This is a genomic window from Pantoea rwandensis, assembly GCF_002095475.1.
Lineage (GTDB): Bacteria > Pseudomonadota > Gammaproteobacteria > Enterobacterales > Enterobacteriaceae > Pantoea > Pantoea rwandensis.
Genome location: NZ_MLFR01000001.1, coordinates 152,968 through 168,508 on the forward strand (window position 1 = coordinate 152,968; position 15,541 = coordinate 168,508).

At 52.6% G+C, this 15,541-nt stretch carries 13 protein-coding genes and 1 pseudogene; 3 read left to right on the top strand and 11 right to left on the bottom strand.

Annotated features, from left to right (window positions below; translation table 11 throughout):
• Positions 1-11 precede the first annotated feature (11 nt).
• Both HA51_RS00765 and HA51_RS00770 read right to left on the bottom strand, forming a co-directional pair.
• The gene (locus HA51_RS00765; RefSeq protein WP_211282877.1) at positions 12-1,448 is read right to left on the bottom strand and encodes an NAD(P)/FAD-dependent oxidoreductase; all 1,437 of its coding nucleotides are present in this window, start codon (positions 1,446-1,448) and stop codon (positions 12-14) included.
• A gap of 326 nt (positions 1,449-1,774) precedes the next feature.
• Entirely contained in the window at positions 1,775-2,134 is a 360-nt protein-coding gene (locus HA51_RS00770) for a cupin domain-containing protein (RefSeq protein ID WP_084931212.1), read from the bottom strand.
• A gap of 319 nt (positions 2,135-2,453) precedes the next feature.
• Between HA51_RS00770 and HA51_RS00775 the strand changes: the two genes are divergently transcribed.
• Entirely contained in the window at positions 2,454-3,782 is a 1,329-nt protein-coding gene (locus tag HA51_RS00775; protein ID WP_084931213.1) for an NAD(P)/FAD-dependent oxidoreductase, read from the top strand.
• A 19-nt stretch (positions 3,783-3,801) separates the two neighbouring features.
• Here HA51_RS00775 and HA51_RS00780 read toward each other — a convergent pair whose 3' ends face one another.
• The 3 genes from HA51_RS00780 to HA51_RS00790 all read right to left on the bottom strand — a co-directional run bounded on the left by HA51_RS00780 (position 3,802) and on the right by HA51_RS00790 (position 6,300).
• Complete coding sequence (locus HA51_RS00780; protein WP_084931214.1) at positions 3,802-4,368, bottom strand: NADPH-dependent FMN reductase; 567 nt, start codon at positions 4,366-4,368, stop codon at positions 3,802-3,804.
• A 109-nt stretch (positions 4,369-4,477) separates the two neighbouring features.
• Positions 4,478-4,897 (bottom strand): DUF3224 domain-containing protein, encoded by a 420-nt coding sequence (locus HA51_RS00785; RefSeq protein WP_084931215.1) that lies wholly within the window; start codon positions 4,895-4,897, stop codon positions 4,478-4,480.
• A gap of 116 nt (positions 4,898-5,013) precedes the next feature.
• Positions 5,014-6,300 (bottom strand): methyl-accepting chemotaxis protein, encoded by a 1,287-nt coding sequence (locus HA51_RS00790; RefSeq protein ID WP_084931218.1) that lies wholly within the window; start codon positions 6,298-6,300, stop codon positions 5,014-5,016.
• Positions 6,301-6,813: 513 nt separating this feature from the next.
• On the opposite strand from HA51_RS00790, the gene HA51_RS00795 reads away from it, so the two are divergent.
• Both HA51_RS00795 and HA51_RS00800 read left to right on the top strand, forming a co-directional pair.
• Positions 6,814-7,035, top strand: coding sequence for a hypothetical protein (locus HA51_RS00795; protein ID WP_084931221.1), 222 nt, complete (start codon positions 6,814-6,816; stop codon positions 7,033-7,035).
• A gap of 185 nt (positions 7,036-7,220) precedes the next feature.
• Positions 7,221-9,186, top strand: a pseudogene (locus HA51_RS00800) (autotransporter outer membrane beta-barrel domain-containing protein).
• A gap of 38 nt (positions 9,187-9,224) precedes the next feature.
• Here HA51_RS00800 and HA51_RS00805 read toward each other — a convergent pair.
• From HA51_RS00805 to HA51_RS00830, 6 genes are all read right to left on the bottom strand, one after another.
• Positions 9,225-10,496, bottom strand: coding sequence for a TonB-dependent receptor (locus HA51_RS00805; protein WP_084931223.1), 1,272 nt, complete (start codon positions 10,494-10,496; stop codon positions 9,225-9,227).
• Between the two features lie 106 nt (positions 10,497-10,602).
• On the bottom strand, positions 10,603-11,991 hold the full coding sequence (locus HA51_RS00810; protein ID WP_084931225.1) for an FAD-binding oxidoreductase: 1,389 nt from the start codon (positions 11,989-11,991) through the stop codon (positions 10,603-10,605).
• A 56-nt stretch (positions 11,992-12,047) separates the two neighbouring features.
• Positions 12,048-12,845, bottom strand: a complete 798-nt coding sequence (locus HA51_RS00815) for an ABC transporter permease (RefSeq protein WP_084931227.1) — start codon at positions 12,843-12,845, stop codon at positions 12,048-12,050.
• Positions 12,845-13,678 carry an ABC transporter ATP-binding protein gene (locus HA51_RS00820; RefSeq protein WP_084931230.1) on the bottom strand — a complete coding sequence of 278 codons (834 nt, stop codon included), beginning with the start codon at positions 13,676-13,678 and terminating at the stop codon, positions 12,845-12,847. The genes HA51_RS00815 and HA51_RS00820 overlap by 1 nt, the downstream gene beginning before the upstream one ends.
• Complete coding sequence (locus tag HA51_RS00825; protein ID WP_084931232.1) at positions 13,675-14,646, bottom strand: ABC transporter substrate-binding protein; 972 nt, start codon at positions 14,644-14,646, stop codon at positions 13,675-13,677. Before HA51_RS00825 ends, HA51_RS00820 begins: the two co-directional genes overlap by 4 nt.
• Before the next feature lie 13 nt (positions 14,647-14,659).
• On the bottom strand, positions 14,660-15,538 hold the full coding sequence (locus tag HA51_RS00830) for a creatininase family protein (protein WP_084931235.1): 879 nt from the start codon (positions 15,536-15,538) through the stop codon (positions 14,660-14,662).
• Between the last annotated feature and the right edge of the window lie 3 nt (positions 15,539-15,541).

The window sequence follows — 15,541 nt, forward strand, 5'->3', positions numbered from 1 at the left end:
CAGTTGACGTATTAAGCCTCTAATCCCGCATTATGCATGCCGCGGCGGAGTGTGAAGTTCACACCCATTGTCAGGAACGGATCCGGTGGATTCCATTCTGGTTTAGGTAGCGAATGCAGATAATCAATGGTGTCGTTGCTTTTGCCCGCCAGCCAATCGGCCAGCATGGTGCCCATTGCGGTGCAACGCACGGTGCCCAAACCATTACAGCCTAGCGCGCCGTAAACATTCCTGCGCAATTCGCCCCACAAGCTGGAGCCGTTGCGCGTCATGCCCAGACCGCCGCCCCAGGTGTGTTCAAACGGCACGTCTTTCAAGGTTGGGTAACGACGCTCAAACGATTGGCGATGCGTCTGGCGATATTTTTCGGTAAAGCCAGGCTTGTGGCGTCCATCTTCGTTAAAGCTAAAGCTGTTACGGATCAGAATACGATTGTCGTGGGTGCGACGTGACGTCGTACCGAACGGATCTGCCGGGATGATGCCCCAGAAATCTTCACCGCCGATGCTGTCCTGCTCAGATTTGGTCAGAGGACGGGTCAGACTACCGTAGGTAAAGATAGGGAAAATCGTGCGCGGACCGAAGCCAAAGTGGGTGCCAAACGCATTGTTCGCGAGGATCAGCTTATCGGCGGTAATGCGTCCGGTAGCATGATGCAGCACGATCTGAGGTTCATACTCAATGGCCGTAATCGGCGTTTCTTCATACAGAGTGACGTTGGCTGGCAAGGTATCGGCCAGGCCTTTCACCAGGCCGGATGGCTGAACCAGAATGGTGCCCGGCGTGTACAGCGCTTTACGATAGAAGCTGGTGCCGAAGATATCTTTCAGCTCGTCACCTTCAATCAGTTTGCACTTTTCACCCAGCGCTTCAAGACCACCACGATAGGCATTCAATACCGCAATGCCACTGTCTTCCACCGCCGCCTGATATTTACCGGAATGGCGCATGTGTGCGTCGGTGATATTATGTTCTTCCACAAGGTCTTTCAGGATACGCTGACCCGTCTGATTCAGGTTTAAGATGTTACGCGCGACCGCTTTATCACCAATGTAGTCCGGCGCGCTGATGTCATGCGGCACATCAATCAAGAAACCGGCATTACGCCCGGAAGTCCCAAAACCAACCTGCTGCGCTTCGACCAAAATCACCTGATCGTCAGGGAAGTTCAGCGCCAGACGACGCGCCGCGGCCAGACCGGCAAACCCTCCACCAATCACCACCCATGGTGCTTTGGCATCACCGACCAGCGCCGGTTTGGGAATGCGCTTTTGGCTGGTATGGAACCAGCCAGGCGTAGGATCGTCTGAAGGCAGCGCATCAATACGCAGCAGCGATTCAGGATCGCTTGGCACACTGTCTGTCAGCAACGTTGCGCCACCGCCAGCGGCAATCACACCGGCACCGATTCCTGTGCCAACCAACAATTTCCTTCTGGAAATACCCATTTAAACAAGACTCCATGATGTAGATGAAAAGAGTGAATTGCCCGCTACGCCGGAAACCTGCTGTTGCAGCGACGTAACGCATTGCCATAAACGTTGTCATTTTTGTTTGTTTGTATACTTGAAGTATACATGGTGTATGCGGATTATTTCGATTTGTAAAATCTGTGTCAACCCGTTTGTTGATGAACGGGCTAAGTGAGGGGGAGAAAGGGTGCGTTGTTAAGTGTGTGACTGAAGAAAGGGTGGATAAGGGAAGAGGCTAAGGTTAGCAGACAGTATTTTTGTAAGATGCGCATGGCTGCGCATCTTCAGTAACAGCACTCGATTCAACTGGCATCAAAAATCACATACAGCTTGCGCATCGTGGACTCGATTACCCAAGTCCCCTCTGTATTGGCTTCAAAGAAGAATGAATCACCCGGCTTGAAGGTGAGGGTGGTTTCTCCATCGGGGGTAAAAGATCCAGAGCCGTTGAGGAAGTGCATGATTTCGGCTTGTTTTACCGAACGGCGATACGAACCCGCAGCACATTCAAAAATCCCGGTGTCGATGTCCTCTTTACCTGGAATAACTTTCTGGATACCGGAGAGTGCGATAGCGCCACTGCCGGGTAAGCCTTCTACGGTCCCCCAAGGTTCCATCTCTTTAATCGCGGCGGCTTGTTCAATTTTTTGCACTTTTGTCATGTCATTTTCCTGTGAGTGAAGTCTTTCACGCGCTGATGAGTCGCATGATGTTGATGATTTACCCCAAGATTATGGCAATGTGTAAAAGCACGAAGAGGTATATCTGCGGGTAAAAAAAATATTCGCGTGGTTCTGACTTCGCCTTTGGCAGAATCTTTTGTAATGAAGAAATGCACGGGCTGGCAGTGACTTAAATATTCGGTAAAGTCATAGTGGTAATGGATCGCGAAAACAACGGCTGCAAAACAGCGATGCTCCAGCCCTGGATACCTACAACCTTCTCCCTGGACAACATGTTTAATTGGCAGGATTTAACAAGATGCGCATTCAAATCAATAAGGTTATAGACAGCGAAACTTTCCCTTCAGCTGTCGATGTCATCGTTATCGGCGGTGGGATTATCGGTACCTCAGTGAGTTATGAACTGGCAAAGCAAGGTGTTTCGGTTGCGCTGTTTGAGAAAGGCGTGATCGGCGGTGAACAGTCAGGACGCAACTGGGGCTGGGTTCGTCAACAAAATCGCGATCTGTACGAGTTGCCAATGGCGATCCGCAGTTTACAGCGCTGGGAGGCGTTGAGCGAAGAAATCGGCCTTGACCTTGGCTTCAGTCGCCAAGGTATCACCTATGGCACAATGAGTGAGACTGATGTCGCGCGCTGGGAAGCATGGGGAAAACAGGCGAAACAGATTGGATTCGTCAGCCATCTTATGACGGCGAAAGAGACGCGCGATCGGATTGGTGATGACACACCTTGGGTGGGCGGCGTGTGGTCACCGAGTGATGCGCGCGCTGAACCCTCAATGGCGGCTCCGGCGATAGCCACCGGTGCCAAGAATTTAGGTGCATCTGTGCATCAAAACTGTGCGGTGCGCGGGCTTGATATCAGCGGTGGTCGTGTTACCGGCGTGTGGACAGAGCGTGGATTGGTAAAAGCCAATCGGGTCATTTGCTGCGGCGGGGCCTGGAGTTCGCGTTTCTGCAAGCAGTACGGTATCGAGTTGCCTGCCGCGAATATTTTAGGTTCGGCGTTTAAAACCACTGCTGCGCCCGAAGTGATTAAGGGCAGCCTCAGCGCGGGTGGCTTGTGCATCCGTCGACGTCAGGATGGTAGCTACACCGTCGCGTTGTCGGGACGCGGACAGATTGATTTGGCACCACAAAACATCCGTTATGCCACCAAGTTCTACCCGATGTTTCGCAGCAAAATTGCTAAAAAACTTAAGATGCGTATTAACGGATCCTTCTTTAACGGCCCCGAGGCGGCAGGATCCTGGTCCAACCAAGGCATCTCCCCATTTGAGAAAATCCGTGTATTAGACCCGGCAGCGGACAATGCAATTGTGCAGGAAGCGATGCAGATGTTGGTCAAGCTCTATCCTCAACTCAACGGGATCAAGGTCGATCATGCGTGGGGTGGCTGGATCGATACAACACCCGATTTGGTGCCGGTGATAGATGAAATGGCGAGTGTACCGGGTCTGTTTATTGCTTCTGGCTTCAGCGGACACGGTTTTGGTATCGGCCCCGGCGCAGGTTTGCTATGTGCGCAGATGGTCAACAACCAACCGCTGTATACAGATGCCTCACCATACAGCTTGACGCGTTTTGCGAAGGGTAATGCGATTCGCGAACCGCAGATGATGTGATGAGCATAAAAAAACGCGGTCACGACTTAACGGTCGTGGCTTGCAGATGTGCGGTTATGTTGCCCCACAACTGTTGAAGTCTCTCAACTACCGCTCTGTTTTCGAGTAACTTTTGTTCAGATATTTCAGGTAGAACAAGCGGTTTCGAGAGAGAAGCGTGCGGGCTGCATTCTTGGATTAATTGACCCCCCATCACTTTTAACGTCTCAGCCAGTTGCTGCCAGGCGAGATCGGTACGGACAGAGAGGTTAGGAAAGGCCAAGGGTTTATCGGTAAGTTCACCACTGCTGACTATCCAGTCCAATGCATTCTTCATCACGCCTGTGACACCATGTGCATACTCAGGGCTGGCCAGTAGGACCATATCGGCACGAAGTAGCGACGTACGCCAAAACAAAACAGACTGCGAAGGTGCTCCGCTTTCATCCACATCAGGGCTGAACAGGGGAATTTCATGCAAACCGGGATAAATATCGAGCGAATATCCCTCCGGGCATAGACACTGCATAGCGCGTAAAAAGGTTGTATTAACAGATGCTTTACGCAGGCTTCCCGACACCCCGAGGATTTTAAATGGTTTCTTCATTGGGACGTGTTCCTTGTCTCGCTCATCTCTTTGTCCTGCTATGTTCAATAGCAAGTAAAACGGTGCACCCTAACTTACCGGCGTGAAGGGTTAACTTAGAGCGCACACTTCATATAATCCAGTAGGTTAATGTGTAGAAATGTTTGCCAGCATCACGGCGTATTTGCAAATGGCCGCGAATACCCGTCAGCTCACCGTCACCTGAACCCGGCACAATGTTGACCTTGAGTATTTCACTGCCATTATCCATCTCGCCAAAGTGTGCCAAGGAGAAACCGCCCGTTTGACCACCCAATGAACCCGTGAACGATTCAATCGCGACGTACGAAGCCTGACCATTCTGCGGCTGACCCGCTGACAGCATTTCACCGCTGGCACGGCCTTGTAATCCACCTTGGTAGGTCTTGCTTAATGTATGACGGCCAGAAGTCGGTGCTCCTTCATGAAGAACCGCTTCTGGTGCAGAAAGGGTGACTAAAAATTCACCGGTGGCGACTAATGGTTTTTTATCCGACAGTGTGGAGTTCATATTCCCTCTTCAGCGCATTCTGGAGAGGGCGACCTAAGGCGTTGTCGCCGACCCATTTTCATTAACGCTTAATCTTTGACCAGAAAACCTATACTGTCGCGCAAAAAATCGTAATGTCACACGTCCAGACGATGAATCACGTTCACAAATTCGTGTACGCCACTGTTAATCTCGCGCAGGCTGCGTGATAGCACGCCGATTTTATCCTGTTCAGTGACCACAAACTGTTTCACTTCTTCCAGTTGTTGATCCATTTGCTGAATCAATCGAGCATTATGCTCCACCACTTGGGTAATTTTCTTGGTGGCGCTGGAGGTCGACGCCGCCAGTCTTCGGACTTCATCCGCAACCACGCTGAAGCCACGTCCAGCTTCACCCGCACGTGCTGCCTCAATGGCGGCATTAAGCGCCAGAATATTGGTTTGCGATGCGATCAAGTTAATCGTTTCGACCACTTCATTGATACTTTTCGCTGATTCATTAAGCTGCACACCAATTTCTGAAGCCGCATTCACCTGCACGCCAACCAAGCCAGAATTACGAATCGTCTCTTCCAGCACTTCGTTGGCGTTATCGGTGATTTGCGATGTTTGTCCCGAAGTAGTGAGGGCGATATCTGCCACACGCTTGGCGGCTTCAACGCGCGCGGTAATGTCCGAGGCAATTTTGATTACCTTATAGACTTTGCCCTCTGCATCTAACACCGGGTTATAGCTGGCTTCTAACCAGATGCGCTCTCCACCTGCGGTTTTGCGCTCGAAGCGTCCGACAAAGTGCTGACCTTTGCCGATCTTGCGCCAGAAATCCGGGTTTTCACGATAAAAATTGTCGAAACAGAAGAGGCGATGGTGCTGACCGACAATCGTCTTCAGCTCATAACCCATATGGGTGAGGAAATTGGCATTGGCCGTGAGGATATGGCCATCGGGCGTAAATTCGATCACCGCCATGGATCGATCCAACGCGGTAATCACCGCCTCTTTTTGTTCCAGTTCCTGATGACGTTCGGTGATGTCGGTGGCGACTTTAATCACCTTGTACACTTTGCCTTTGTCATCACTCACCGGGAAATAGGTGGCGCTCAAATAGAAACGCTGACGCTGTTTGTTATAGCGTTCAAAAATGCCGGTTGCCGACTCACCTGACGCCAGATTTTGCCAGAAAGCGTAATATTCAGAGGATTGCGCATAGGCTGGGCTACAAAAAATGCGGTGATGCTGCCCTTGAACTTCATGCAGCGTGTAGCCAGTGACGTCGAGAAATTGCTGATTGGCGCTGAGAATTTCGCCTGCAGGCGAAAACTCAATCCATGCCACATGCTGCTTTATCGCATTGATATCCTTAATAACATCGCCACTTTTATAAAATGGCAGAGAAAGGCTGGATTTCTTCACCCCAAACATATGTGACCTCAGGCAAGATTATGTCGTTGAACATAAGGCGTGCAGCTTTAGCTGCTCCGCTGGATTTCCCTTAACCGGACACTTCACCTTGCGATGGTGCCTCTTTGCGCGAGCGCAGGTCGGGTTTGTAATGGTTATGCTTTGCCTGATGTTGTCATAAACGAACCGGCGCTGGCTCGTATCGTACTGTGCACCTTCAGTTATCGGCGGAGTGTTTAAAAGATTTAATTAAAATGCATGTCATCAGATTAAAAAGAGGGCAATCATGACAGCGCCCCCATATTCTCTTTAGACCATTCGATGCGAAAGTTCCACATCAAAATGGTGCGCACCATCGCCGGGTAACGGCACAAAGCGGCCTTTTACACGGAAAACCTCTTTAATTAATCCGGTCCTGGAAACGGTTTTAAGTACGACATCAAAACATAAACGCCCCTTGTTTAATAGGTGATGCGATCCGCTATCGACATCGCCTGAATTTCGGGACAATCGCTGTTTATCAATGAGAGAACCATGTTGCAGAGCCTGATGGAGCAGGGACAGGATTGGGGGTTTTTACCCATTCATTTTCAGGCAGAGAAATGGGATCTGGTGCAGGCACTGTCCACGGAGATCGGCCACCAGGGACTTCACCTTACGCTGGTGACACTCTGGGCACCAGGCGCGAAAAAGCATGAATGGGTTAGTGAAACGATTATTAAGATGCAAACCCTCTGGGGGCGACGAGCGACTTAACAAATTTAACTTAAGTCACTGGTGTTAACGCCTCTCCCTGTCTAAACCTTAAACGTCCTTGTTATCTCTTTTGCACCTTTCCGCATATTTAATGCGACTTTGCTGGCTTACGTTGCTGCTGTGACCAAGCGTAAGCCCATCTTTTAGTGTCCAGACGCTCTCGTCTGGCCATCACGGAGTTGATGATGAAGAACTGCAAATACGCGTTTTCTGCTATGGCTGTGGCTGCTTCGCTCGCTTCAATACCTGTCGCACAGGCGTGGGATAGTCTCACCGTGTTTGGCGACAGCCTGAGTGATAGTGGCAACATTGGCCGTTTCACCGCCGATGGCGCGCAACACTCGCTTTATGACGAAATTCTCGCGGCTCATCTGGGTGAGAATTTACAGGCATCGAAATTCGGCGGCAGTAATTATGCACAGGGGGGCGCGGTGGCCGTACCGGCACTCGATCCTTTACTGAATACTCAGGATCAGTTGGCGGCGTATTTGCAATCCACGGGGGGGGCGTGCTGACAGCAACGGTTTGTACATTCACTGGGTCGGGGCCAACGATATCGCTGCTGCGGTAACCAATCCGCTGACGGCCACCGCCACCATCGCTAATAGCGCCAATTCTGCTGCCTCCCAAGTGAAAACATTGTTGGATGCGGGGGCTGGCGCAGTGATTGTGCCAAATGTGCCGCAGCTGGGCTTAACACCTTATATGGTGCAGTTGGTGCTCAGCGCATTGGGTAGCTCAGCGACGGCGGCGGCATTCCAGTCACTGGATAACGCGGCGACACCGGATACGACGGCACGCCAGCAAGCGGTACTAGACGCTTTCACAGCAGCCGCGGGGCAAGTTTCTAACGTTCCCGCCGTAAAGGAGGCGTTAGCGCAGCAACTTTATAAAGCCTGGCAGGAACTGAGTACCCAGGTCACAGCTTTATCCGATGGCTATAACCAGCAAGAAGAGGCGCAACTGGCAGTCTTAAAAGGCAATATTGTTCGCGTGGATATCGCCGGATTATTTAATGAGGTCATTGCCAACCCTGGACAGTATGGGCTGAGTAATACTATCGGTATGGCTTGTCCGGTCGGGACCTCAGCGGATGAGTGCCAATCTTCCGATGCCGGCTTTAGTACGGCACAAAACTATCTGTTTGCCGATCGTCTCCATCCCAGTCCTGCAGTCCATGCGATGCTGGCCGACTATATCCAGTCAATCCTCGATGCTCCCGCGCAGGTCTCGGCGCTATCACAATCCACGCTGATGATGGCGCGGGATATGCACAACACACTGGACGGACATTTACAGCAACAGCGGCGAAAACCGGCCAGTGCCGGTCAGTTCACGGTCTTTGGCGGCTATGCCGGGCAGCATGTTGATTATCAGGGGGATGAGTGGCAGAACGGGGATGCCAATACCACGAATTTGACGCTGGGTATTGGCTATCAGCTCACCGAAAACTGGCAAACCGGCCTGTTGTTCTCCAACAGTAATCAGCGCATGGAACCCTCGTCAAAATACGACTACAAGCTTCGTGGCAATCTGGTGGCTCTTTACAGCCAGTTAACCCTGTTTGATCAAGGCTGGATAAACGCGGATTTACACTATGCCGATCTCGATTTCGACAGCATTCAGCGCAGTATCAACATTGGTCCGGCAACCCGCACTGAGCAGGCCAATAGCAGCGGTAAATTGCTCGGCATGCGTGTGCAAACTGGCTGGGATTTGCCCTTGGGCCGCTATATCACTACGGGTCCGATTGCCAGCTATGCACTGGACTATGGTCGTGTAGGAAGCTACAGCGAGAACGGTAACAGCAGTACTTCGATGCGTTTTTCCGATCAAACTCTGCATTCGCAGATTGGCGCGATCGGCTGGCGTATTGATAGCCAGGAATGGCTGATTAATCCTTGGGCGCAAGTGACCTACAATCATCAGTTTGGTGATACCGAATCCACCGTGCGTGCGGGACTGAAATCAACCCAAACATCGTTTGCGGGAACGGTTGCATCCGGCGATAAAAATTGGCTGGACATGTCGGTAGGCGCGAATGTGCCGCTGGGGGATACGTTCAATGCGTTTGCAGGTGTATCTACCGTTGCCAGTAACAATGATTACCACCAAGTGACATGGAATGTCGGGGTGAACGCCACGTTTTGATGAGGGAGCCAGCAATCCCAGATTGCTGGCGCTTGTCTTTAAAAGTCGTACTGCAAACTCAAACGGTTCTGCCAGAAGTGCGAATCATACAACGGTGATGTCTGTACCCCGGCAAAATCGGTCACACTCAAACCTTTCAGCACGCCACTGAATGCCCAGGTGAAATAGACCAAGTATTCTGACTGGTTAATGCTCGCGGACTGTGCCGATGGTTTCAAATCCATAAACGAATATTGCGTACCCAGAGAGAGATTCTCATTGAGGACGTAGTTCAGGTTGGTCATATAGGCGTTACCGCTGCCCAGATCTTGGGTGCTGGTGAAGAACGGCTGCGCGAAGTAGGGACCCGATGAACTGTTATGCGCATACGGCACCACCAGTGAACCGTTACCCCAGCTGTTGGGACTGGCCGCGATGTGATCGTAACCCAGCTTCCAGCTCAACGTGGGGGTGAAACTTAACGCGAGTTGCGCGCCATAAGAGGTGCTGTTGACCTCACCAGCCAGCGCTTTGCCTAAACTGGTGCCGCGAATGAACTGCACTGCCACATCTGGCTGGAACAACGTGTCCTGCCACTGTAAATGGCTTTCGCCATACACCACGCGGGAATAATCAGCATATTCCTGATACCACAACTGTCCGGTGAGTTTTTTATTATCCCACTGCATGCCGCGCCCACCGCCAATCGCCCACATGCCGTTGGTGCGCTCATCAATATCGGTATAGGCCGTTGTATTCAGGAACTGATCGTCGCCCCAGGGTTTATAGCGCCAGACTTTAGTGGCATGGAGATAATTGGTGCTGTCACCATAATTGGCATCGACACCGCGGAACAGAATCGGCGTAATACGCCAGTCGTAGTCACCCACGAAAGGAATATTAATGCGCTGGTCTCCCGCTGTTATTTTAAAATCTTCTTGCTGCCAGCTTAAATAAGCCTCACCAACGTTGGTCTGGTTGTCGCCAATATCACTGATGGTATGGGCTTCATCGGGATGATCGATACCGCGCAAAAAAATAGCACTGACGCCAGCGCGGAAACCATACACCGGTGCCGTTTCATATTTCACACTGCCGCCGTAGCTGACGGTGTCTTGATTAAAACCCTTGGAGAAATACGCATTATGTGTGGAGTAGTAAAGTGTACGTAAACTTCCGCTCACTGTCCCGCAGGTAAATATATCGGTGAAACTGTCAACGCCGCTGGCATCGTACTGACAATCGCTAATATTGCTCTGCGTGGCGGCCATTGCTGCTGGCACTAAGGGGAAAAACAGCGCAACTAATCCCACACTTTTTAGTGCTCTCATTGCATGATCCCTAATTAAATACACCCGTCTCAAGAAAGCAAAACGTCGCCCACTGGGTGAGGTGATCACCCAGCGTTCAGCTTTGCATTAAATAAAATAATATTAATTAATTGACGCCTGGAATATGCACTGGCGGCAATGTTTCACGTACTTCCCAACCGCGCAATTTGCCAGGATTTAATAAATTATGGGGATCGCAAGCGCGTTTCATGGCGACGACATCGGCACGTACCATGCCTTGTTTACCATCCTCAATATGAATCACATGCGGGTTATTTATTTTCACTCCCTGACTGCGATAAATATCCATAATGGCATTAAGGCGTTCTTCACTGGTGTAACGTACCAATGGCAGGCCGCTACAGGTGAGAGTTCCGTTCATATCGCGCAGGAACTCAATATGCGACATCACTTCATCCGATAACTCAGCCTCCATCGTTAAGGCTTGCTGATGATAATTCTCTGTCGCATAAGCGGTTTGCAAATAGGTCAGGGTCTTATCGATCTTCAGGGCCTGTAACGTGGTGTGGTTCCAGCAATACTCAATCAGGGAATGACCGCTGTTTTCGCCTTCAGTAAAATGCAGCGCGTTGCGGCCTTGGTGTTGGTTCAACATCTCGGGCAACAGGGGATCGCTCTCACTCCCCACGACCGAAATGACACCGTGCTGGCCGCTGACCTGTGCGTCGGCTAAATCGCTGAAGTAATCCAGCACCGGTGCGGCAAATACCGCGATTTGGCGTTTAACCAGCCCCGGCGAACGCGCCAGCGCATCGGCAAACGCCATCGCAGAGGCAAAATCGGCGAAAGTATCCAGACGCTCGATCCAGTCATGGCAAGGGGCCAACGCCAGTTCAATCTCCAGCACCACCCCGTTGCTGCCGTAGGCATGATGCAACAGCAGCGCATCCGGTGCTTGCAGTGTGATGATGCGCGGCGTCTCTTCCATGGTCATCATGCGTACTGAAAGCACATTGCCCGGCGCAGCCAGCGGGCCATAGTTAATCGATCCCACACCGCCAAAACCGCCGCCAAATAAACCGCCTAAGGTGGCGAGTTTCCAGGTGGAGGGCATGCAGCGCAGTTCCCAACCATGTGGGCGCGTGTGGGCTTCGAGGTCGCCCAGGCGAATACCGGCCTGCGCGCGCACTGTGCCGGTGCCCATCGCCGTCACGCTGTTCAGGCGCGTCATGTCAACCATCACGCCGCCGTTCAGCGGAATGAGCTGCCCGTAGTTGCCGGTACCGCCACCACGTAGATTAAGAGGGATGCGCGCCTTCGCACAGGCGGCCACCACCGCCATCAGTTCATTCTCATCGCGTGGACGGACGGCCAGCTCGGCAAACTTCTCTTCCAGCTGCGGTTTCAGCACCGGGCTGAACCAGTGAAAGTCACGTGACAGACGTTTAACTTTCGGCGCTTCTTTAATCCAGTCAAGTTCAGGCAACGCCGCGACCAGCGCCGCCAGTGCAGACTGGCGATCGAGTTCAGACATGTTGTGTTCCTATCAATGTGGGGCGTGTTGGGCGGTGAAGAATCCGCCCATTTGCATTAACTCGGGCTTAACTCACTCTCGTGCCATGCGGCCAATACGCGGCGCGTTAGCCACGACATCAGGGCAAAGAGCAGGAAGCCCGCCAGGGAAATCAATAACAAGGCGGCAAACATCAGCGGAATGTTGAGCTGATAGCCCGCCTGTAAAATCTGATAGGCCAGCCCGGTATCGGTGCCCCCTGTTCCCGCCACAAACTCCGCCACCACCGCACCAATCAGCGACAAGCCGCTGGAGATGCGCAGTGCGCCAAAGAAGTAGGGCAACGCGGAGGGAATACGCAGGCGTAACAAGATTTGCAGACGCGAGGCATGGTTCAACTTGAAGTAGCTCAGCAGGCCCGGTGATACGCTGCGCAAACCTTGCGTTGTGTTTGAGATGATCGGGAATACCGCCATCAGCGTGGCGCACACCACCAGCGACAAGGTGGTGTCTTTTACCCAGATAATGATCAACGGTGCAATCGCGACAATCGGGGTGACTTGCAGAAAGACGATGTAAGGAAACAACGCCGTCTCGATAAAACGATTTTGTACCAGCAAAAACGCGATGATCGAGCCGATGATCGTTGCCAGCGCAAAAGAGATCACCGTGATTTTCAGGGTGTAGAGCAATGACATAAACAGTGACGGAAAGTTTTGCGCCAGGCTTTGTGCCACCAGCAGCGGAGAAGGCACCAGAAAAGCAGGGACCTTAAACGCGGTGACCAGAAACTGCCACAACAGCAGCATGGCAATCGCCACCACGGCCGGAAACAGCCACTGTTGAAATTTGAGGTTTGCTGCGAGCGGTTTCATTACTTTCTCTCCTGACTGGCTGCCAGCAGTCCGCGCTGTAACAACTGCGCATACTGGGTAAACAGCTGACTGACCCGAAACTCATCATCACGCGGTTGGCTGGCTTCAATGCGAATGTCATCGACCACGCGACCCGGACGCGCGGCCATCATGATCACGCGTTGCGACAGGAACACCGCTTCCTGAATCGAGTGGGTAACAAACACCACTGTCAGTTTTTGCTCCTGCCACACATCCAGTAGGTCGCTGTCCAGTTTGTTGCGGGTGATTTCATCCAGTGCGCCAAAGGGCTCATCCATTAACAGCACCTTAGGACGCGTGACTAAACCACGGGCGATGGAAACACGCATCTGCATCCCACCGGAAAGCTCGCGGGGCAAAACATGACCAAACTGACCCAGGCCAACCAGTTCCAGAATCTCCCGTACGCGGGTATCGGCTTCCGCTCGCGGCACGCCCGCTAAGTCCAGCGGCAGGCGCACGTTTTTGTGCACGCTGCTCCAGGGCATCAGCGTGGCTTCTTGAAACACAAAGGAGAGCGGCAGGTCACGTTGATTCTCACGGCGATCGCGGCGGAACAGCATTAGCTTACCGTCGCTCGGTTCAATCAAACCGGCAATCATCTTCAGCAAGGTGCTTTTGCCACAGCCAGAAGGACCCAGCAGGGAGACAAACTCACCCTGACGAATAGTCAGATCCACCGGCAGCAGCGCACGCGTCCCGTTAGGGTAGATTTTCTCGGCTGAGAGCACTTCAATTGCCGGCGGCGCGGCAGGCAGCGGCACCGGTCGGTTATCAGGCGCGATCAGCGTCATTTTGCTGGCGGTGTTCATGGCATGACCTTGACGTCTTTGATGAACTGTAAGGTGTAGCTACCGGCAAACGGGACTTTGGCCGGATCGATCAGCTTGTTATCCACCAACAGTTGCCAGGTTTGCTTCAGCCGAGGCTCGGTGATGATGCCGATGCCCGCCGTTTGCGCATCACCACCGGTAAGCATCTGGTATTTCTTCATCTGAGCAATACCGAAGGCTATCTGTTCGTCGCTCATCTGCGGGTTCTCTTTCTTGATCAGCGCATTGCCTGCGGTAGGATCTTGCAGATAGTTTTTCCAGCCCTGCATTGAGGCTTTAACGAACGCGGCCACAACTTGCGGGCGTTTCTCAATGGTCGATTTCATACACACAATGCTGTTGCCGTACGGCGGGTAGCCCCAGTCGCTGATGGGAAAGACATTGGCTTGCGCATTGGCTTTCTGCACCGCAAATGGCTCAGAGGTGATATAGCCCTGCTGTACCAGCGTGTTGTCCGCCAGGAACGGCTGAATACTGAAGGTGTAAGGACGCACGCGCGCGTTTTTCAGATTGAGCGCGCTCTGCGCCCACGGCCAATAAGAGGTATAGGCCTCAGCCGCCAACAGGAAGGTCTTGCCCTGTAGATCCGCTTTGTCTTTCACATCCGGATGGGTAAGAAACGCAATCGCTGAATGCTGGAAGGTGGTGGCAACCGGGACGGCTTCAACCCCTTGCTGCCAGGATTCCAACGCCTGCATGTTATCGCTGATGATGCAGTCCGCCTGACCGGCGGCCATTAACTGCATGGTGTGGACCTGTGGACCCCCCATTTTGATGGTGACGTCGAGACCGGCATCTTTATACAAGTTTTGCGCCTGCGCCTGATAAAAACCGCCATGCTCCGCTTGCGCATACCAGTTGGTCATAAAGATAAATTTCTCAGCCGCCATGCTCTGGGCCGACAGCGCCAGCGAAAGTGCGGCAACCATGCTCAATTTTTTATTCATCGTCGATCCCCGTTTAGCGCGGTTGTAATAGTGATGCTGCGTCGTGGTGGTCTAGCATTTTGCCCTGCCAGTGACCGGTACCCCATGCGGGTTCTGCGCGGGTGACCCAGGTCATTTGATGCACTTCGGTAATCACCTGTGCCCAACTTGCTGCCAGTGAATCCAGGATGGCCGCCCCTTGCTCAGGGGTGGAGGGCAGAGGATCGCCAATCACGCCGCTGGGGCCGAAGTCATAGGAAGCCCACGCCGCCATCGGCTTGTTGGCGGAAAGCGTCGGGCAGGGGAATTCCGGGGGATAATTGGCGACGGCTTTGCTCATCTGCACCGTATCCGGTGCGAGTGCCATCATGAGTGCGGTTTCCGCGTGGCCTGCGTGCATCGCCATCTGACGCTCTTTGTCTTCCATAAAGCTTTCGGCACAGTTCGGCACTTTGAAGGTGTCCTGCATGATGATGATCATGTCACCATGACGCAGGCGCAGTTCGCGCGCCGCCATTTGCAGCGGCTGCGGCTGGCCTCCATGGCCATTTACCATTAAAAACTTACGGAAACCTGCGCGATAAAGGGATTCGCCAATCTCCAGAATGGTGTGCAGCAGGGTTTCCCCCGTCAGCGTCAGCGTGCCGGGAAAGTGCAGGTGCTCATCGGATTTACCGTAAGTGATGGGCGGAATGGCGTAAGCGGGGATCTCCGCGGGCAAACGGGCCAGGGCATGCCCGACCACACCGGATGAAATCACACTGTCTACTGCGCAAGGCAGATGTGGGCCGTGCTGTTCGATAGCGCCCGTAGGCAGGACAATCACCGTGTTGGCTTTGTTTTCCAGGGTGGCAATGTCGGTCCAGCTCAGATACGGCAAAAAGCGGTTTGCCGGAATATAACCATGCAACATACT